Genomic DNA, 21,033 nt, shown 5'->3' on the forward strand with positions numbered 1-21,033 from the left:
TTCTTTCGATCGTGTTTGTTCATGCACTGTCTGCAGCAAAAACCTGCCACAGTTTATCCACTAATTGGCGTTACTCGCCATTAGGGGCCGGATTCCGCTCAACAGGGCGGCGGACCGGTGACGTTGACGCTGCTGGGCAGCACGTAGTAACCCGTGAGGCGGCCGCTGCTGATGCGGTACCAGTTCCCGGAACTAGGCCAGACGTTGGCGCAGCTGTCTATCTGCACCTCACCGTCACCATAGGAAAGCCACTGCCCGCCGGGGTCCGCCGAGGTGTTCTGGACCTTGTTGCATTCCTCGGGGTTGGCCGAGGGGCGCCAGTGGAAGTCACCGCCGACCAGCGGGACGGTGCAGCTGTTGCCGCCAATCCCGGGATCCGTCCGTGCCGTGGTTGGCCTGGGCGGGCCGCTTCGGGCCGTCGCCGTGGCAATGGGGCCCCAGTCGCCGCGTGAGTTCCTGGACTGGATTTGAATGTCCCGGCTCCGGTTGGGGCCGCCCAGGTCCACTGACCCGCTGCCGTTCTTGGCCGGAATCTCGGCACCGAAACCGCCGCCGTCGTTGATGCGCACGGCCACCGAGTCGGTGTTGGCCCCGGGTGCATCCCACGAGTAGTAGGCGCGCGTGTCGCCGGTGCCGCTTCCGCCGGCTGCAATGCCGGGTGTCCCGGGAACCCCATAGGGCGTGGCTGCATTGGAGGTGGCCGGCCCGCTCTTCTCGGTGGTGGCACTGGAGGACACCACAATGGTGACGGTGGTCCCTGCCCCGTTGGTGGCCGGGAGGTACATGCCGGGCGTGATGATGCTAGTGCCGCCGATGCCTCCGTTGACGGTGGCCGTGTAGCTGAGCTCGCCGGGCGCGGAACCGCCCAGCGCTGCACCCTGCGGCGGGGTGAAGTCCACCAGGATCTGCCGTCCGGCAGCTCCCGTGTTGGCCTCGGTGATCCGCAGCCCCGTGACCGGCCCGGGCTTGCTGACCGAGCGGCGCGGCGCGGACTGCGCCCCCAGGTCGGAGATGTCCACCTCGGTGGAGACGGACACGGCGAAGGTGTAGTTGCCGGCCCCGTTGGGCAGCGACACAACTGTGCTGGTGCCGCCTGCCGCAAGCGTGCCTTGCACGGCCCCGTCAAGGAACCTTGTCACGGTGTAGTTTTTCAGGCCTCCGCCGTTGAGATCGGGTTGCACCCAATCCAACTGCACCTGGTTCTGGCTGCCGAGCGTGTCCAGGACCGTCAGGGTCGGTGCGCCCGGCGTGAACGGCTTGCCTGCCGGCTTGCCCAGGGCGGAGTAGCGGCTCCACGCCGATGGTTCCGGCGCATTGTTCACGGCCTGGACCCTGAAGGCGTATTCGGTGCCGTTGCTCAGGCCTGTCCAGCTCAGCTTGTTGCCGGCCGTGACGCTCTGCTGCGGGTTCTGCCCGGCAGGGGCCGGGGAGATCTCCACATTGAAGCTCTTCACCGCCGAGTACTCCCCCGTGGGCGTTTCCCAGCTGACGTCCAATTGCTGGTCCCCCCGCTTGACCACGGGGGCCGCGGGGGTGTCCGGCGCGGCGTCGGGGGTGGCCTTGGCCGATGCCCGGGAGAACTCCGAGCTGCCCACGCTGTTGGTGGCCTTGACCGTGAAGGTGTAGGCCGCGCCGTTCTTGAGCCCCGTGATGAGGCAGGTGTTGGTGGCACATTCCTGGGTGCCGCCGTCGCTCTTGCTGACTGTGTACCCCGTCAGTGTGGCGCCGTTGTCGGCCGGGGTGGTCCACTGCAGCATCACCTGCTTGCTCTTGACCTCCTGGATGCGTGGCGCGGCGGGGGCGGCGGGGCGACCCTTGACGTTGAGGGTGATCTTGCCGTCCACCCAGCGGTTCCTGTCTGCGGTCTTGTCCTCAACCGTGTACCCGACCACCACGTTGCCGGTAAAGTTTTCCGGCGCGGTGACGGCCACGGACCCACCGTTCTTGGCCACGGCGGTGCCCGCGGCGCCGGTGATGAGCTTGACGTCGACCAATTTCAGGGGCGTGTCGGGGAATGGGTTGGTGTCATTGCTGAGGACGTCCACGGTTTCCAGGCGCCCGGCATGGGCGTCCGGGACCCTGTCCTCGTTGGCCACTGCCAACGGCTTGGTGGAGGAGGTGACCCGCAGTGTCACGGTGGCGGCGACCGGCCCGTTGCTGCCGTCGCTGGCCTCGATGCCAAGCTCGAGCGTCTTGCCCAGTGCTGCATCCTTGGACGCCTCGACCTTCAAGCGCGCGCCGTCCACGGAGGCTGACACCCCGGCGGGACGGGTGCCTGCGAGCTTGAAGGCCAGCGGGTCCCCTTCGGGGTCCGAGGCCAGCTTGGACAGGTCAAGGGTGGCTGACCCAAGCTGGGCCACGTCGAGCTGGGTGCCGTTGAGGGTGGGGGCCAGGTTCTTGGCCGGCGACGGCGCCACCTCGGTCATGACCGTCAGCGTCGACTTCAGGCCCTCCATGTCATCGGGGCCCGTGCCGTCGGTGACTTCAAAGGTGATGGACCCGGGGCCGAAGAAGTCCGTGTTGGCAGCGTACTTGATGCCGGTGCCGGCGGAATTGACGGCACCGGCCGGCGCGGCCCCGATGAGCTTGATCTTGTCCGCCTGCGTGATGCGCGGGGTCCGCCCGTCCCTGACCTTGACGTAGTCGTTGAGGTCGAGCGTTGCTGAATTGCCCGCCTGGACCTTGATCGGATCACTCTTCTTCAGGACCGGGTACTGCTGTCCTGTGCCGGGCACCCAGACCACGGCGGTGGCCTCGAGCATGTCCTGGTCCGTGACCGTGTACGGGATCATCTGCGCCGTGGCCGCAAGCTGGACGCGCAGTGTGCCGTCCGCCCCGACGGAGGCGTTTTCCGTGGGCCGGGCCAGTGAGACCTGCATGTCCTCGGCAACGCCGTCGGGGTCTTCATCATTTTTCAAGACGGGGACGTCGACTGTGTTCTTGCCCAGGGCCTCCTGCACAGTGACGGTGTCGTCCCGGGCAATGGGGGCACGCAGCGGGGCGTCAGGGGTGACGCTCATGCGGAGGGTTCCGCGGGCAGTTGCCCCCGAGGGATCGGCCACGGTGTAGCTCAAGGTGGCGACGCCGGCCTCCTGCGGCGAGGTGACAAGCACCCGGCCCTGCTTGGTGACGGACGGCTGCATCTCTTCCGGGCCGGCAAAACCGTCGGCAACCACGGCCAGCGGGTCGCCGTCGGGGTCTGCGTCGTTGAGCAGCAGGTCCAGGGCCACATGGCGCCCGGGCCTGATGGTGATGAAATCGTCCTGAGTCTTGGGTGGGTGGTTGCTTTCCTCAGCGGGGGCGATGCCGATCCGCACCTGGCCCACGGCTTCGGCGCCGAGGCGGTCCCTGACTTTGTAGCTAAAGGAGTCCGTGCCCGCAGAGTTGCCCGCAGCCGTGTAACTGATGAAACCGTTGCCCACCGTTGCCGTGCCGAGGGCCGGGGCAAGGTCGATGCCCACGAGCTGGACGGAGTCGCCGTCGGGGTCGATCCCGTCCAGCGGGACCTGCACGCGTGTGCTTGATCCGGCGATGACGCGGCCGTGGATGTTCTTCGGTGCCGGCGGCAGGTTGCGCTCGGGGTCCTCCGGGACCACCGTGATGCTGACCTGGGCGGAGCTGGACTGGCCGGAGCTGTTGCTGATCTTGTAGACGGCCGACACTGTCCCCGGTGTGGGTCCGGCCAGGAAGCGGAGGCTGTTTTCATCCACCCACAGCTTCCCCATTGATTCTTCGGGTGCCTGGGTGATCTCGGGGTTCTTGAGAACTTCCCCGTTGGGGTCCAGGTCGTTGGCCAGGACGGGGATGCGGACCACGTCGCCGGCCCGCACCACGGCCGAATCCTCCTTGGCCACCGGCGGCTGCACGGTGGCGGGTGCGGGGATCTGCACCACGGAGATGCTGCCGGAGGAGCTGGCGTGGCCGTTGGAGATCGAGTACTTGATGGCCACGGGCTGGCCGTTGCTGCGCAGGTCGGTGACCTTGACAATTTGGTGGTCCAGGACGGTGACAGACAGCCCCGAATCTTCCGGCACGTCCACGGAGCGCACCACCAGGATCCCGCCGGCAGGGTCGGAGTCGTTCTCCAGGACATCCACCAGGGCTGTGCCGCCCGTGGGCAGCATGGCGATGTCCTTCACGGCAACGGGGGCCAGCGCTTCATCCGGGGCGACCACCTCGATGCGGATCAGGCCGGTGGAACTCTGCGGCCCATTGGTGACTTGGTAGGTCAAGTAGACCGAACCCACAGTCGTGGCCGTGTAGCTGAAGGTGTTGTTGTCGGAGATTGTGGACACGGTTCCGGCCGTTGCCTTGTCCACGCTGGCCAGGCGCAACTCTCCCCCGGCCGGGTCCTGGTCGTTCTTCAGCGGCGCGACGACGGCCGACTGGCCTGACACCACGCGCACGTAGTCGGCGTTAGCCACGGGCGGGACCGAGCCGGCGGGCTTGACCGAGACGGCAATCGTCTTTTCCACCGTGGTCCGGTTGTCCGACACCGTGACGGTCACCTTCTTGGGTCCGCTGTCCTTGCCATTGTCGAGGTAGCTCAATTGGCCGTCCGGGGTGAATTTCACCTCGGCACTGTCGTCACCGGCGACGGCTTTCACCAGAAAGATGTCATCGCCGTCGGGGTCGATCATGTCGGTGAGGACGTTTTGGCTGATGGACGCCCCCTGGGCGACCACCATGGTGGTGGGGCGCAGGGACACTGGCGCGGAATTCTCATCCTGGGGAACCACACGGACTGTGACATTGGCCTGGCCGACGCCGCCGCGCCCGTCATTGGCGGTGTAGACAAACGTTTCTGAAATTGCCGGAGCGCTTGCCGGCACCACAAGCTGGAGACCCGTGCCTCCGTAGATGGTTTCAATCTCGCCGCTCTGGAGCTTGCCCTCGGCCCCGCGGACGGTGAGGACGTCGCCGTCGGGATCGGAATCGTTGTAGAGGACCGGCAGGATGGAAGTTGCCCCGGGGCGGACCCCAAAGCTGTCCAGAACTGCAAGCGGTGGCCTGTTGGGCTTGGTCCGGTCGGGCAGCGTGTTGACCACATTGGGATCTGCCGAGTCCTTTTCCGGATTGTCGGACTTGTTCATGTCGGCCTTCAGGTCGTCCCAGTTGTTGACGAGCCTGAGGTTGTCATTGACCAGCCAGACATTCCCGCCTGCCGTGTCGTTGAGCACCACCACGTCGCGGTTCTGCCGGAAGGCCAGGCGTGAGGCCGCGCTGGCGCCCGGTATGGTCTGGAATGCGGGGTCCTGCCCGGCGCAATGGAAGAGGTATTGGTTGGAGCCGCCCCATGCCGCGTGAATGCACCCGCCTTGCTGGATGGGGGCAATGGGCTGGCCGGCCGTTTTCATGGGAACTTCAGTGGCTGCCTGCCCGTCCAGGGGTTGGAGCACCATGCCAGCTGACGTCTCAATGGCCACGGCGTCTGCGTCCACGCTGGGATGTTGGAGGCGGGCGCCCTTGCCGCCTGCCAAGGCAACCTTTTTGTTGCCGGGCAGGAAAAGGGTGCCTGTGGCGGGGTCAAGGACCACGGCATTGCCGCCCACACTGCTGAGTTCGAGGTCGGCGGAATCCGGCAGCCCGGCCACCACATCCGTCTTCTTGTCCACCACATGGCCGCCCGGCTCAACGCTCAGCGTTGTCAGCTGGGCGGTTTCGGGGTTCAGTGCAAGAACCGTGCTGACCTCGCCTTTGCCTGACTGGGCAACCACGGCCTTCGCATTGGGCATGGCAGAGAGCGTTGCGGCCGTGGTCTTGTCGCTGAAGGAGCTGACGGCTCCTGGCTGCATGACCCATACCTTGCCCGCGACGGGATCGGAGATGGCAACGAGTGAAGAGCCAAGGGACAGCGACTTCGCGCCCGACATGACGGTGTCCTGGGTCAGGGCCATGGCTGGCACGTCCACCTGGTTCATGAGGGTTCCGGCGTCGTTGTCCATAAAAACGGTGGCCGCGTTTTGAAGTACGTCGAAATTGTCGGAAGAGGCGGCGAACCCGCCGTCGAGTTCCTTCGATTCCGAGTTTAAGTGCGCCACCATGTTCAGGCTGCGGTTTGTCACCCATACGCTGCCGTCGTTCAGGTCGACGTCGGCTGTTGCGAACCCCGGGTAGACAACTGCCCCGGCCACGACGGCGGCGACGACGCCCAACAGGCCCACCGAGCTCAAAAGTCGCTTGTTTCGGAGAGCCCTTGTAGACAATGACGCCAAAGAAATGCACTTCCCTTATCTAATAATTAGCCCATCGAATTGTTCAGGAAACTCCACGTCATGGCAACCTAGGGTGCCCGTACGTCTGGGAGATTTGGGCCACCCTTCTTGGCGGCAACGTTCAGGCCGCTTTGGGGTGGGCGTCGGGGTCGCCGTCCTTGGTGGTTCCCTGGCGTTGTTGGAGTGCCTTCAGGGTGGCGTCGATGAGGGTTTTGAGGGTTTCGTTGTAGACCGGTGGCTGGGTGTCCGGCTGCTCGGGTGGGTGTTGGTGGCCGGTGGGGCTGGTCCATTCGATGCCCTCTTCGGTTTTGCGGGGGCTCCAGGCGCGGGGGTGGACCGACTGACGTGCAAAGGACTGCTCGGTGCGCACATGGCCGTTGCGGGTTCTGTCGTCCTTGTGGTGCTTGAGCCGGTGATGCAACCGGCACAACGATTCGAGGTTGTCGTAGGTGGTGGGCCCGCCCGTGGCGAAGGCGTGGAGGTGGTCGGTTTCGCAGTTCACGGCCCGGGCGGTGCAGCCCGGGAACACGCAGTACTCATCGCGCATCAGTAGCCTGGTCTGCATGGCCTTCGTCACCCGGTGGATGTCCGGTGCCGCGTCCAGGGGCTGGTTGCTGATGGGGTCCACCAGGACCCGGTAGAAACTGGGTGCGTTGGCGGTGAGGTACTTGGCGACCTCGATGCTGATCGGGCCTGCTCCTGGCATCCAGGCCGGCTCGTCCGTGAACCCGAGCAACGACAACGCCGGCACCAACAGGATCGGGGTGACCTGTGGCAGGGGCGGCCACACCCCACACCCGAATCCGGTCACACCAGTCCCGTTCTGGCTGGTTCCGGGCCCGGCTGCGCCCACGATTCCAACAGGTGTGAGGTGTGGTGGTTGGCCGGGCACCTGCCAGTCGGGCAGGTTCCGCGGGTCTGGCTCCTTGAAGCCTGGGTCCTGGTAGTCGGGGTCGTCAAAGACGGGGACTTGCCAGGGGTGGAAGCGGGGGCCGAGGCGGTCGGGGTCAGGGAACGCCCCGCCCTGGCAGGGATCCGGTTCCTGCTCCACCCGACTGAACCACGAACCTGGCCCTGCGAGGCTGTCGGAACCGCTGCCGCCGCTGTCACCGGCGGGTGCTGGTGCGTGGATGTTGTTGGTCTCGAGGGTTTGGCAGAGGAGGAGGGCGGCGGCGATGTCGGCCCTTAGTTGGGTCAGGGTGCGGTTTTCGTGGGGGCCTTGGGCCGCCTGGGCGGTGGCGGTGCATTGGGTCCAGATCGCCTCGATGGTCGGTGAGGGGCCGTAGAGGTTGAGCCAGGCCATCCCGTCCCGGGACCGGCTGATCCCCAGTTGCCGGCGCTCATAGGCCTGCCTTGTTTTGGGGACCAGGGTTTCCGGGTAGGCGCGTTCCCGGGCGCGGCGGGCCTTCTCCCGGAAGCTGTGCAGCGTGGCGTGCTCCGCCTTGCCCAGCAAGACTTCCTCGAAGGCGTCAATCACGTTCTGGGGTAGGTGGGCGGCGCGGAGCAGGCTGGTTTCTTCGGCGATGATGACCGCATGCTCCCACCCCAACACCCCCGCTGAGAGCTGCTCCATGGTGGCGGGGAGGTGGCGGACCAGGGTGGCCGCATCGATCATCAACGCCCCCGCGTAGCCTTCGGTGATGGTGAACAGCGCGGCGATCTCGGCCCGCACCCCGGCCCGGGACGTTTCTCGCTGCCACGGATCCAACTCCAACACGGTGGCTTCGGCCTCGGCCGCGGAGACCATCCGTTCCACCAACACGGCTTTCAACGCGGTGGCCTGGTTTTGGTGCCGGGACAGGGCTGACAGGGCTGTTGCGGTGCTGTCCTGAAGGGCACGGAGCCCGCCCAGGCGGGAATCCGGGACCTCGTTGTCCGGGTGGCCGGGGTGCAGTGGCTCGGGATAATCCGGCAAACCCTCCAGGGCGGCGATGTCGGTGGCCAGGGGAATGATGGTGGGAAAGGTGAAGGCATCCAGCAGTTCCGCCACAGCACCTGTGGTGGAGGAACCTTCCCGATCAGCCGGGAAATTCACCGAACCGCCCATACATCAATTATAGATCAAATAGACTAGTAGTGACATGGTTGTGGACAAGTTCTCAGAGATATTTTCCCATGACGGGGACGGGTCGCACCGGGGGTCTCGACAGGCTCGACCACCGGGCACAGGCCCGGCGTCAAAGGTGATGCAGCGTTGGCAAAAAACCAGCATTAAGTGATGCGGCGTCGGTAGTGGCTTGGACAGGCCCGGCCACCGAATGATGGCCGGGCATGCCTAGCAGTGGACGTTGCCGGAGGTCACAGTCACGTTGGTGCCCTTGACCCAGCGCCCGGCGATGCCTGGACGTGCGCTGCCGGCAATCTTGTACCAGCCGCCGCCGCCCCAGGGGTTGCCGCAGCCGGTGACCGGAATGTTGCCGTCGGAGGTGCTGGCCCAAGCACCACCCTGGTTCGGCCCGCCCGTGGAGTTGGTTCCCGCACAGGACTTGGGTGGTCCGTCCGAGTACGCGCCACCAGTTGATTCGGTGCAGCTATTGACATAGATGCCCTTGACCTGCACGAAATCCTGCGGGGCAGGCGGCGTTTTGGCCCCGCTCCTGGGCGTCACCGTCTGCACCGGGCCCGGCGTGCCAACCGAGTTGATGGCCCGGGCATCGATGGTGGCCGTGGTGCTGTAGCCGCCGGTGTCGAATGAGGCACTGCCGTTGCCGTTCTTTGTGGACCAGCCGCCGCCGTTGATGCGCACTTGGACGCTGGCGGTGTCAGTTGCCCCGCCCGGGAAGCTCCACGAGTAGGAAACATTCTGGCTGTCCTGCGCGCCGTTGCTGCCGCTGAGGCCAGCCGTTCCCGGATTCCCGAAGGGCTTCACGGCGTTGGAGGGTGCCGAGGCATTGCCGGCCGTGGCGAAGGCCGATGACTTCGCATAGACAGTCACAGTGGTGTTCTGGCCGTTGGCGGCCGCCACCGCCTGGCCCGGAGCCACGGGGACATTGGAGGCCCCCGTGGAGACATTGGCGTAATAGCTGATCTCGCCCTCGCTCGAGCCACCCATCTCGGCGCCGCTGAGCGCCGTGAAGTTGACGGTGACCTGCCCGCCCGCGGCGCCGGTGTTGGCCGGGGCAATGCTCACAACACCGACGGTTCCCGGCCTGCTCACGGACCGCCTGCCGGCCGAGGGGTCGCTGGGGTCTGACGGGGCAACTTCCGTGGCGACAACCACCCGGAAGGTGTAGCTCCCTGTGCCGTTGGGCAGGCTTACGGTGGCCGTGGGCGCCGTGGTTGTGGTGGACTTCTGCGCCGCCCCGTCAAGATAGGTGGTCAAGGTGTAGGACTGCAACTCGCCGCCGTTGAGGTTGGGCTGGGCCCAGTCCACGCGCACCTGGTTCTGGTTTCCCAAGGTGTCCAGGAGCGTGATGGTCGGAGCCGCCGGCGTAAACGGCTTCCCCGCAGGCTTGACCGGCCTGGGCGAGTACCCGCTCCAGTCGGACGGCTTGGGTGAGTTGTTGACCGCCTGGACGCGGAAGGTGTATTCCGTGCCGTTGACCAGGCCCGGCCACGTGATCTTGTTGCCCGCGGATGTCCTCTGCGGATTCTGCCCGGCAGGCACGGGTGAAATCTCAATGTTGAAGGACTTCACGGCCGAGTATTCACCCACAGGCGTCACCCAGCTGACCTCCAGCTGCGTGTCACCGCGCACGATGGTCGGCGGGGCCGGCTTGTCCGGTTGCTGGTCGGGCGTTGCGGAGGCCGAGGCCTTCGAGAAGGCCGACTCCCCCACGGCATTCTTGGCGCTCACGGTGAACGTGTACGGCTTGGCGTTCACCAGCCCGGTGATGAGGCAGGTGTTGGTGGCGCACTCCTGTGTGCCGCCGTCGTTCCTCTTGACGGTGTATGCGGTGATCGGGGAGCCGTTGTCGACGGGAGTGGTCCACTTCAGCAGAACCGCCTTGCTCTTGACCTCCTGCACCAGCGGCACGGAAGGCACGGCCGGCTTGCCCTTGACGTTCAGGGTGATGCGGCCGTCCACCCAGCGGGCCTTGTCGTTGGTCTTGTCCGCCACTGTGTAGACCACGACGACGTTTCCGGTGAAGTCCTCCGGTGCCTGCACGGTGACCTTGCCTCCGGCCACGGCCACCTGCGTGCCGGGCGCACCCGTGGTCACCTTGACGTCAACAATGTCCAGCGGGGTGTCCGGGAACGGGTTCACGTCGTTGTCCAGCACAGGAACGGTTTCCAGTCGTCCGGCGTGTGCGTCCGGCACGGAATCGGCGTTCGCCACAGCCTTGGGCTTGGTTGAGGACGTCAGCGTCACCGTGATCTCGGCCGTCACTGCCGGGTTGTGCCCGTCCTCGACGGAGATGCCCACCGACTGCACGGAGCCAAGGGCAGCCTCCTTGCCCGCCTCAAGGGTGAGGTTGGCGCCGTCGAGCTTTGCCTTCAGGCCCGGCACCCCGGGGTCCTTCACGGAGAACTTGAGCGCGTCCTTCTCCGGATCGCTGGCCAACAAGGACAGCTTGGTGGTGGAGGATTCCAGCTGTGCCACGGTCAACGAGGTGCCCTGCAACGTGGGCGGCAGGTTCTTTGCCGGCGCCGGGGCCACCTCGGTCATGATGGTCAGGGTCGACTTCAAGCCCGCGGGATCGTCGGGGCCGCTGCCGTCGGTGACCTCAAAGGTGATGGAGCCGGGGCCGTAGAAGTCAACATTGGACTTGTAAACGAGCCCGGCGCCATCCTTGGTCACCGCATTCAGGGCCGGGGCGCCAATCATTTGGACCTTGTCGGCCTGGGTGATGCGCGGCGTGTGCCCGTCGCGGACCTTGACGTAGTCGGCCAGCTTGGCCGTGGCCGATTCTCCCGCCTGGAGCTTGATGGGTTCGTTGTTGGACAACACGGGGTACTGGGCGTCCAGCCCGGGCACCCACACGACGGCGGTCGAGGCGAGCCCGTCCCGGTCCGTCACTGTGTAGGGCACCATCTGCGGGGCAGGCGCCAGGGGTATCTGCAGGCTGCCGTCGGACTTCACCGACGCGCCCGACGGCGTGGCGGAGCCCGTGTCCACGAGGGTCACGTTCAGCTGCTCGGCGACACCGTCGGGGTCCTCGTCGTTCTTCAGGACTGGCACGCTGACGGTATTCTTGCCCAGCGCCTCCCGGGCAGTGACCTCGTCGTCGCGGGCGATGGGCGCCCGCAGCGGGGCATCGGGGCTGACGGTCATGCGGATGTTGGCAGTTGCGGTGGCACCCGAGGGGTCGCTGATGGTGTAGCCCATGGTGGCCGTGCCCGCCGCGGCGGGGCTGGTGAGCAGCACGCGGCCCAGGTCCGTGACGGAGGGCTTCATTTCTTCAGGTCCCGCGAAGCCGTTCTTGTCAACGAACAGCTTGTCGGCGTCCGGGTCGCTGTCATTCAGCGCCACGTCCAGGGCCACCTGGCGGCCGGGGCGCATCGCGATGAAGTCATCGGATGCCGCCGGGGGCCGGTTCACGGAGTCCTCGGGGGCGATGCCCACATGGACCGAGCCCACGGCCTCTGCGCCCAGGCGGTCCCGCACGCGGTAGGTAAATTTGTCGGTGCCGGCGGAGTTGCCGGCCGCCGTGTACAGGATGAAGCCGTTGCCGGCCACGGCGGTGCCAAGGCTGGGCGGAATGTCCACGCCCGCCAGTCGCACGGAGTCGCCGTCCGGGTCAATGCCGTCCAGCGGCACCTGGATCTTGGTCTGCCCGCCGGCGATGACCCTGCCCTCAATATTCTTGGGCGCCGGCGGCAGGTTGCGTTCCGGGTCCGCGGCAATGATGTTGATGGTCACGGAGGCGGAATCCGGCTGCCCGGAATCGTTGGTGACCTTGTAGATGGCCGTCACCGTGCCGGGGGTGTCCCGGGCCAGGAAGCGCAGCGAGTCCTGGTCAACCCAGAGTTTCCCGCTGGCCGCATCGGGGGCCGTGGTGATCTCGGGGTGCTTGAGGACGTCGCCGTTGGGGTCGTAGTCGTTGGCCAGCACCGGGATGCGGGCCACGTCGCCCACCCGGACATCCACAGTGTCGGGGCGCGCCGTGGGCGGCTGCAGCGTGGAGGCTGCCGGAATGCGGACGACGGCGATGCTCCCCTTGGCGCTGCCCTGGGCGTTTGAGACTGTGTACTGGATGGCGACAGGGCGGCCGGGGTCGCGGATGTCGCTGATCTTGACAATGTTGTGCTCCAGCACGGTGACCGAGACGCCTGAATCCTCGGACACGTCCACGCCGCGCACCACCAGGACGCCGCCGGCGGGGTCGCTGTCATTGCCCAGCACGTCCGCCAGGATGGTGCCGCCCAGGGGCAGCAGCGCCATGTCCTTGACCGCGATGGGGGCCAGCTCCTCCGCGGCCGGCACCACGTCAATGCGGATGAGCCCCGTGGCGCTCTGCGGCCCGTTGGTCACCTGGTACGTCAGGTAGCTGGCGCCAACGGTCTGGGACGTGAAGGTGAAGGTGCCGTTGTCGGCAATGGAGGATGCGGTGCCCGTGGCAGGCTTGTCCACGCTGGCCAGCCGGAGCTGGCCGCCCAGGGGGTCCTGGTCGTTCTTCAGCGGGGCGATGATGGCGTCCTGCCCCACCACCACGCGCATGTAGTCGGCGTTGGCAACGGGCGGCACTCCCCCGGCCGGTTTCACGTTGACCTTGATTTGTTTCTCCGCCACCTCGCGGGTGTCGGAGACCTTGACCGTCACGGTGCGCAGGCCGTTGGAGGAGCCGTCGTCGGTGTAGCTGAGCTCGCCGTCGGGCGTGAACTTCACCTGGCCTGTGTCTTCCCCGGAGGTGGCGCCCACGAGGTAGATGCTGTCGCCGTCGGGGTCGATCATGTCCGCCAGCACGTTCTGTGTGATGGTCTGGCCCTGTGCCACCACCATGGTGGTGGGCCGCATCGAGACGGGCTTGGAGTTTTCGGCCTCCGGCACAACGCGCACGCTGACCGTCCCCTCGTCGGTGCCGCCGCGTCCGTCGTCGGCCGTGTAGCTGAAGGATTCCGTGCCGCCGGGCGCATCGGCTGGCACGGCAATTTGCAGGCCCGTGCCGCCGTAGACGGCCTGCAAGGTGCCTGCGTTGATTTCGGTGGCGCTGTCACGCACGGTGAGAACGTCGCCGTCGGGGTCGGAGTCGTTGTAGAGCACAGGCAGCAGGGCGGTGGAGCCTGCGCGCACGCCGAAGGAATCGGGCTCGGCAACGGGCGGCCGATTGGGCTTGGTGCGGTCCGGCAGCGTGTTGACCACGTTGGGGTCGGTGGAGTCCTTGTCCGCGTCCTCGGCGTTCTTCGTGTCCGTCGTGAGGTCGTCCCAGTTGTTCACCAGCAAGAGGTTCTGGTTGACGAGCCACACGTCCCCGCCGGCCACGTCGTTGAGCACCACGTTGTCGCGGTTCTTGCGGAACACGAGCTGCGAGGCGGCCGTGGCCTTGGGGATGCTGACGGGCTTTGAGTCGCCGCCGGAGCAATGGAACAGGTACTGGTTGGAGCCGTTCCACGCCGCATGGACGCAGCCGCCCTGCTGCACGGGTGCGATGGGCCGGCCCACCGAACCGGCGTCAACAGAAGTTGAATCACCACCGTTGAGCGGCTGCAGCACCAGGGCGTTCCCAGTCTCCAGCGCCACAAAGTCGCCCGATTCGCTGCGCTGCTGCAGCGCCGCACCCTTCGCCTCGGGCACCGTGGCGCGCTTGTTTCCGGGCAGGAACAGGGTCCCGGTGTCGGGGTCGAACACCACGGGCTTGTCCCCCACGGTGGTCAGCAGCAGCTTGCCCGAATCCGGCAGCCCCTCAATCTTGCTTTCCTTGCTTTCGGCGACCTTGCCGTCGGCCGTCACGCGCGCTTCGGTGAGCACGGCGTCACGGGTGTTGAGCGCGAAAACCCGGCTCGCGCCGTCGTCCGTCTTAAGGGCGACGGCGGCCTTGGCGTTGGCCAGTTTCGTCAGGATGGGCTTGCTGGTCTTCTCATCGAACGATCCAGCCGCCGATGTGGGCAGGGCCCAGACCTTGCCGGCGGCGGAATCGGCAACCACTGTGATGGCCGGGCCCAGCGAGATGGACTTGCTGCCGCCCAGCGGGGTGTCCTGGGTCAGGGCCATGGCCGGGACGTCAACCTGGTTCAGGAGGGTGCCGGAATCGTTGTCCATGAAGACCGTGCCGGCGTCCTGGAGCACATCAAAGCCGGTTGAGGTGGCAGTGAAGCCGCCGTCCAGGACCTTGGAGGGGACGTTGAGGTGGCCCACCATGTTCAGGCTGCGGTTGGTCACCCACACGCTGCCGTCGTTGAGGTCAACGTCGGCCGTGCTGAAGCCCGGGTACACCAAGGCCCCCGCCACGACGGCGCCGGAGACCAGCGTTGCCGCGCCAACGGAGTAAAACCGCTTGCGTGAGGACCTGTTTGCAAAAACGTTCAAAGCCATGAAAAACCCTTAGCTCAGCCGGCGGATAGTGACCGGCTGGATGAAACCCCTGGTGCTGCCTGCAAACTGCTTGCCCAGGTGCACCAACTGCCAGTGTTCCCGATGTGGCCGGGAACGGCAATGGGGAGCACTCCCCTGAAGGAGGCTCCCCACGGCCGGCTGCCAAGCTGGCTAGCAGCGGATGTTGCCGCCGTGCTCATCGCGGACGTCGACGGTGTCGCTGCGCACCCACCGGCCGGCAACGGGACCATCGGCCATGACGTACCAATTGCTGCGGCAGCCGGACACCTTGATCCAGCCGTCCGCGTAGTCAAGCCAGTTCCCGCCCAGGTTGACGTTGCCACCCGGTGAGACCGCCCCATCGCAGCGGGCGGGGTTGCTTTGGAACACGCCACCGCCGTTGGGACCCATGGTGCAGGAATGCCAGGTGCCGGCTTCGACGCGAACATAGGTGGCCGGCGGGTCCGGCGGCGGCGGGGCCGAACCGGCCCATGACGTGGCCGGCGCCGATGCCGGGCCGCAGCCGCCGGCGTTGCAGGCCCTGACGCGCAGGTTTGCCGCGTCCCCGAAGCCGGCAGTTCCGGTGGAGTAGCTCATGTTCATGCCCCGGCCTTCCCAGCCGGCGCCGTTGAGGCTGCTCTCATAGCGGGTGATGGCACTGCCGTTGTTGTTGGCCGCGGACCACGTCCAGCGCACGGTCTTGTCCCCCTGCCCGGACCGGCTTCCCGACACCGAATTCTGCAGAGGAATGCCGTAGGGCGACACCGTGGCGGAGGCGCCCGAAGCGTCGCCAACCGACCCAGCGGCCCCTGCCGAGGCCCGGGCGTAGACAGTGGCGTAAACATTGGCGCCATTGGGTGACGGCAGTTTCACCCCGGAGCCCACGCCGCAGCGTTCACCCGTGGTGGACAGCTTTACGCAGTACGTGACCTCGTTGGCTGCGTAGCCGTTGAGCTGCGCCGCGGACAGCGGCTGGTACGTCACAGCAACGGATCCGCCCGCACCGTTCTGGTCCTGGATGCTGATCCCCGGGGCGGCCATGGTCCCCACCTTGCCCACGGCACGTTGGGGTGCCGAGTTGGGGCTGGCCGCACCCTCCCCTGCCTTGTTGGTGGCCGTCACGGAGTACGTGTACGGGCTGGTGGACGTGCCAACCGTGACGGTGTGGCTGGTCCCGGACACGGGAATCGCCTGGGTGGCTGCACCTCCGCCGGACTGCGTCAAGGTGTAGCTGGTGATGGCGGCGCCGTTGTTGTACGGCTCGTTCCACTGCACCGAAATCTGGTTCTGGTTGCCCACGCTGTCGAGCAGCTGCACCGTGGGTGCATTGGGGGCAGACGGCAGGCCGGCCGGCACCACCGAGGCCGAATAGGGGCTCCACTCCGAGGGGTCAGGGGCATTGTTGATGGCCTGCACCCGGAACTGGTACTCGGTCCCGTTGTCCAGGCCGGTCCACGTCACCGAGTTGCCCACGTAGTCCGCCTTCTGGGCGTTTTGGCCGGCCGGGGCCGGGGAAATCTCCACATTGAACTTGGTCACCGCGGAGAACTTGCCCACAGGAGTCACCCACCGCACGGTCACGGACTTGTCACCGTATTCCGTGGTGGGGGCGGCAGGGGCATCCGGCATGGTGTCCGGGGTGGCCTCCACGGACTCCGGCGATGCCGGGGAGGCACCCACAGCGTTGGTGGCCGTGACCTTGAACTTGTACGTGGTGGCGTTCGTCAAGCCCGTGATGGTGCAGGTGTTGGTGTCGCAGTCCTGCGTGCCGCCGGCCCAGGCCACCGTGTACTTGGTGATGGGCGAGCCGTTGTCCGCCGGCGGATCCCAGGTGAGCAGCACGGCCTGGTCCTTTTCCTCCATGACCTGCGGCTTGGCCGGGGCGTCGGGGTGGCCCTTGATGGTGATCTTGATGCGCCCCGTGGCGTTGCGCGCCTCGTCCTTGGTCTTGTCCTGGACCACATAGCGCACCACCACCGTGCCCTTGTAGTCGGGCTCGCTGTTGACCGTCACGGCACCGTCGGTGTGTGAAACGCTCACGCCTGCACTGCCCGTTTCCGTCATGGTGTCCACCACGCGCAGCTGCGTGTCGGGGTAGGGGTTGACGTCGTTCTTCAGGACATCCACCACCTCGGCACGGCCGGCATGGGCGTCAAGAACAATGTCCTCGTTGGCCACGGGCAAGGGAAGCGACGACGACGTGGCGCGCAGCACCACATCCGCCGTCACCGGGGCGTTGCTCCCGTCGGTGACGGTGAGCTGCACCGTGGCGCTCTCGCCCACCTTGGTGCCGTCCTTCTGCCGCACCTTCAGCACGGTGCCGGAGAAGTCAACGTCAAAGTTGGCGGGCCTGTCCCCGGCCAGGGCGTACTTGAACTTGTCCTTGTCGCCGGGGTCGATGTCAAAGGCGAGCGGGCCGACGTCGAGCGTCACCGACTCCTGCTGGGGCACGTCAAGGGATGAGCCCGTGAAGGTGGGAGGGGTGTTCTTCTTTTCCTCGGGCTTCTTCTCGCCGTCCTTCTTCGGCTTGGAGCCCGCGGGGGCGGGATCCACAAGGGTCATGACAGTGAGGGTGGACTTCAGCCCGTTGGGGTCGTCGGGGCCGGAGCCGTCGGTGACCTCGAAGGTGATGGAGCCGGGGCCGTAGAAGGTGATGGTGGCGGCGTAGTTGACGCCCTCGCCGTCGCCAACGATCACCTTGTCCCGCCCGGCCCCCACGAGGGAGATCTTTGAGGCTTCGGTCAGGCGCGGCTTGCGGCCCTCGCGGACCTGGACATAGTCGGCGAGCTTCATGACGGCGCTTTCACCGGCGGTCAGGCGGATGACCTCGTTGCTCTTGAGCACGGGGTACTGCTTGTCCAGGCCCGGCACCCAGATGACGGCCGTGGATTTCAGGCCGTCCTGGTCGGTGACTGTGTACGGGATCATCTGGTCCTGCGGGGCCAGGACCACGCGCACGGCACCGTTGCCGGTGACCGAGGCATTGTCAGTCTTGGTTCCGTTGACGGCTTCGATGCTGAGCTTGAGTTCCTCCGTGACGCCGTCGGGGTCGGCGTCATTCTCCAGCACGGGCACATCCACGGTGTTCTTGCCCAGCATCTGCTTAACGGTGACCCTGTCGTCGCGGGCGATGGGCGCCTTCAGCGGGGCGTCCGGGGTGACAGTCATGCGGATGTTGCCGGTGGCGCGGGCGCCGAACTTGTCGGCCACTGTGTACAGCATGGTGGCGATGCCCGGCTCCATGGGTGACGTCACCAGGACCTTGCCCTTGTCGGTGACGCTGGGCAGCATTTCCTCGGGGCCGTCGAATCCGTCCTTGACCAGGCCCAGCAGGCCGCCGTCGGGGTCGGAGTCGTTGAGCAGCACGTCAAGGGCAACCTTGCGGCCGGGGCGCATGGTGATGTAGTCGTCTTCGGTCACGGGCGGGTGGTTCACGGCCAGCGGCGGCGCGATGCCCACGTCCACGCGTGCCACGGCCTCGGCGCCGAGCCTGTCCCGCACCCGGTAGGTGAAGGAATCCGTGCCGGCGGAGCTGCCGCCGGCCGTGTAGAAGATGTAGCCGTTTCCGGTCTCGGCGGTGCCCAGGGCCGGGCCCTTGTCGATTCCGACCAGCTGCACGGAATCGCCCTCGGGGTCAATGGCGTTCAACGGCACGGGGATCCTGACCATGTCCCCGGCAATGACGCGCCCGGTCAGGTTTTTGGGTGCCGGGGGCAGGTTGCGTTCGGGGTCGGCGGCCACGATCGTGATGGATATGGGTGCCGAGTTGAACTGGCCGGTGCTGTTGGCAACCTTGTAGACGCCCTGCACCTTCTTGGGGGTGGGCCCGGCAATGAAGCGCAGCTGGTTCTGGTCTGTGAACAGCTTGCCGAACGCCGCATCGGGCGCCTCCACCACCACGGGGGACTTGAGCACCTCGCCGTTGGGGTCGGTGTCGTTCTCCAGCACGGGGATGGTGACCACGTCGCCCACGCGCACAATGGCGGTGTCGGGTTCCACGCGCGGCGGCAGGAGCTTGTCCGGGGCGGGGATGCGCACCACTGAGATCTCCCCCGTGGCGTTTCCGGCCCCGTTGGAGATGGTGTACTTGATGCCCATCTTGTCCTTGAGCCCGCGCAGGTCAGTGAGCTTGATGATGTTGCGGTCAATGATGGTGGCCGACACGGGCGAACCCACGGGCAGGTCCACGGACTGGATGACCAGCACGCCGCCTGCGGGGTCGGAGTCGTTGCCCAGCACGTCCACGAGCGCCGAACCGCCCGAGGGCAGCATGACGAGGTCCTTCACGGCGACCGGCAGGCCTGCCTTGTCGGCCTCGGACACCTTGACGCGGATCAGGCCCGTTGCGCTCATGGGGCCGTTGGTCACCTGGTATTCCAGGTAGACGTCGCCCACGGTGTCGGAACTGAACGTCACGGTGCCGTTGTCGGCTATCTCCGAGACCGTGGCATTGGCCGGCTTGGAGACGCTGGCCAGGCGCAGCTTGCCGCCGGCCGGGTCCTGGTCGTTCTTCAGCGGTGCCAGCACCACCGGCTGGCCGGCCACGGCGCGCACAAAGTCCGCGTTGGCCACCGGCGGCACCCCGCCGGAGGGCTTTACATTGACCTTGAGCTTCTTTTCGGTGATTTCCCGGCCGTCGGAGACTGTGATCGTCATGGTCTTCATGCCGACGTTCTCGCCGTCGTCCGCGTAGCTGAGTTCGCCGTCGGGCGATGTCTTGATGATGGCGGACCCGTCGTCGGACACGGCACTGTTGAGGAAGATGTCGTCGCCGTCCGGGTCAATCCAGTCGGTCAGGACATTTTGCTTCATGACCTGGCCCAGTTCCACCACGAAAGTGGTCTCGCGCATGGTGCGGGGCTTGGTGTTTTCACTTTCGGGCACCACGCGCACATCCACGGAGCCCTTGGCTGTGCCGGAGCGGCCGTCGTTGGCTGTGTACTGGAAGTTCCCGGCGCCGGCCTGGCCCTCGGGCACGGCAATTTGCAGTCCCGTGCCGTCATAGATGGACGCCACGGCACCGAAGGCGGGTTCGACGGCGGGCGGCTCCACAGTGAGCACGTCGCCGTCGGGGTCGGAATCGTTGAACAGCACAGGCAGGATGGTGGTCCGCCCGGCGCGGACGCCGAAGGAGTCGGGGGCTGCCTCCGGCGGGCGGTTGGGCTTGGTCCGGTCCGGCAGGGTGCTGACCACATTGGGGTCGGCGGAGTCCTTGTCGGCGTTGTCGGCGTTTTTCAGGTCTGTCTTGAGGTCGTCCCAGTTGTTGACCAGCAGCATGTTCTGGTTCACGAGCCACACATTGCCGGAGTTGACGTCGTTCAGGACAACCACGTCGCGGTTCTTGCGGAACACAAATTCGGAGTTCGCGGCGGCCTTGGGGATGTCCACAAGCCCGCCGGTACCGTTGCAGGCCAGGGCGTACTTGTTGGCCCCGGACCAGGCGGCGTGGACGCAGCCGTCCTGCACCACGGGCGCCGCCGCCCTGCCGGTGCTGCCAAGCTGCAGGACCTTGGCGGCCGATCCGTCCAGGGGCTGGGTGAACAGTGCAGTGGCGGATTCCAGGGCCACAAAGTCGCCCTCGGCCGTTGGCTGGGCCAGCAGGGCGCCCTTGGCCTCCGGGAGCGTGGCCGACTTGCCGCCGGGCAGGAACAGCCTGCCGGTTTCCGGGTCCAGGACCACGGGCTTGCCGCCGGCCACTGTCAGCCGGGGATCGGCCGTTCCGGCCAGCCCCTCGAGCTTCACCCGCTCCTGGGAGGCTGCCTTGCCGGTGCCGTCCACCACCGTGGTGATGAGCTCCCCGGCCTTGCCGTCAACTGTGTAGATGGTGTCGTCGGGGGCCACGGCCGAGACGGCGCTGCCCAGCCCGGACAGGATGGGCTCGCTGGTCTTGTCGTTGAAGCCGGGAACGGCGGCATTGTCCATGGCCCACACCTTGCCGGCGCCGGAATCGCTCAGGGCAACGATCCGGGTGCCCTGGGCGGCTTCCTTGCCGCCGCCCAGGCTGGTCTCGGCGGCCATCGCCATGAGGGGAACGCTGACGGGGTTCAGGAGGCTGCCGCCGTCGCCGTCCATGAAGACGTTGTTGCCGTTTTGGATGACGTCGAACTCGGTGGTGGTGGCGCTGAAGCCGCCGTCGAGCACCTTGGACTGGTCGTTGAGGTGGCCCACCATGCCGTCGGCGCGGTTGGTGACCCACACGCTGCCGTCGTTGAGGTCCACATCGGCGGTGGTGAAGCCCGGGTACACCACGGCACCAGTGACCACTGCGGCAGTGAGAACAGCCGCTGCGGACGCTGTGAACATCTGCTTTTTGTTCGAGGACTTGCTGAAGAGATCGCTCAAAGCCATGGGAAACCTTTAATCATCCGAATCTTGTGGGCATTCGGGTACGAACAACTGCCCGCC

Annotated in this window: 4 protein-coding genes; all 4 read right to left on the reverse strand. The window is 66.5% G+C overall.

What is annotated here, in order from left to right:
* Positions 1–98: 98 nt before the first annotated feature.
* Positions 99–6,164, reverse strand: a complete 6,066-nt coding sequence (locus tag PCK14_RS15660) for an Ig-like domain-containing protein (protein ID WP_269939461.1) — start codon at positions 6,162–6,164, stop codon at positions 99–101.
* A 172-nt stretch (positions 6,165–6,336) separates the two neighbouring features.
* A complete protein-coding gene (locus PCK14_RS15665; protein ID WP_269939444.1) occupies positions 6,337–8,262 on the reverse strand; it encodes an HNH endonuclease signature motif containing protein in 1,926 nt (641 codons plus the stop codon).
* 228 nt (positions 8,263–8,490) lie between these two features.
* Positions 8,491–14,628 (reverse strand): Ig-like domain-containing protein, encoded by a 6,138-nt coding sequence (locus PCK14_RS15670; RefSeq protein ID WP_269939445.1) that lies wholly within the window; start codon positions 14,626–14,628, stop codon positions 8,491–8,493.
* Between the two features lie 171 nt (positions 14,629–14,799).
* Complete coding sequence (locus PCK14_RS15675; protein WP_269939446.1) at positions 14,800–20,976, reverse strand: Ig-like domain-containing protein; 6,177 nt, start codon at positions 20,974–20,976, stop codon at positions 14,800–14,802.
* Positions 20,977–21,033: the final 57 nt, after the last annotated feature.

The sequence above is a fragment of the Arthrobacter sp. HY1533 genome (genome assembly GCF_027568515.1).
Taxonomy (GTDB): domain Bacteria; phylum Actinomycetota; class Actinomycetes; order Actinomycetales; family Micrococcaceae; genus Specibacter.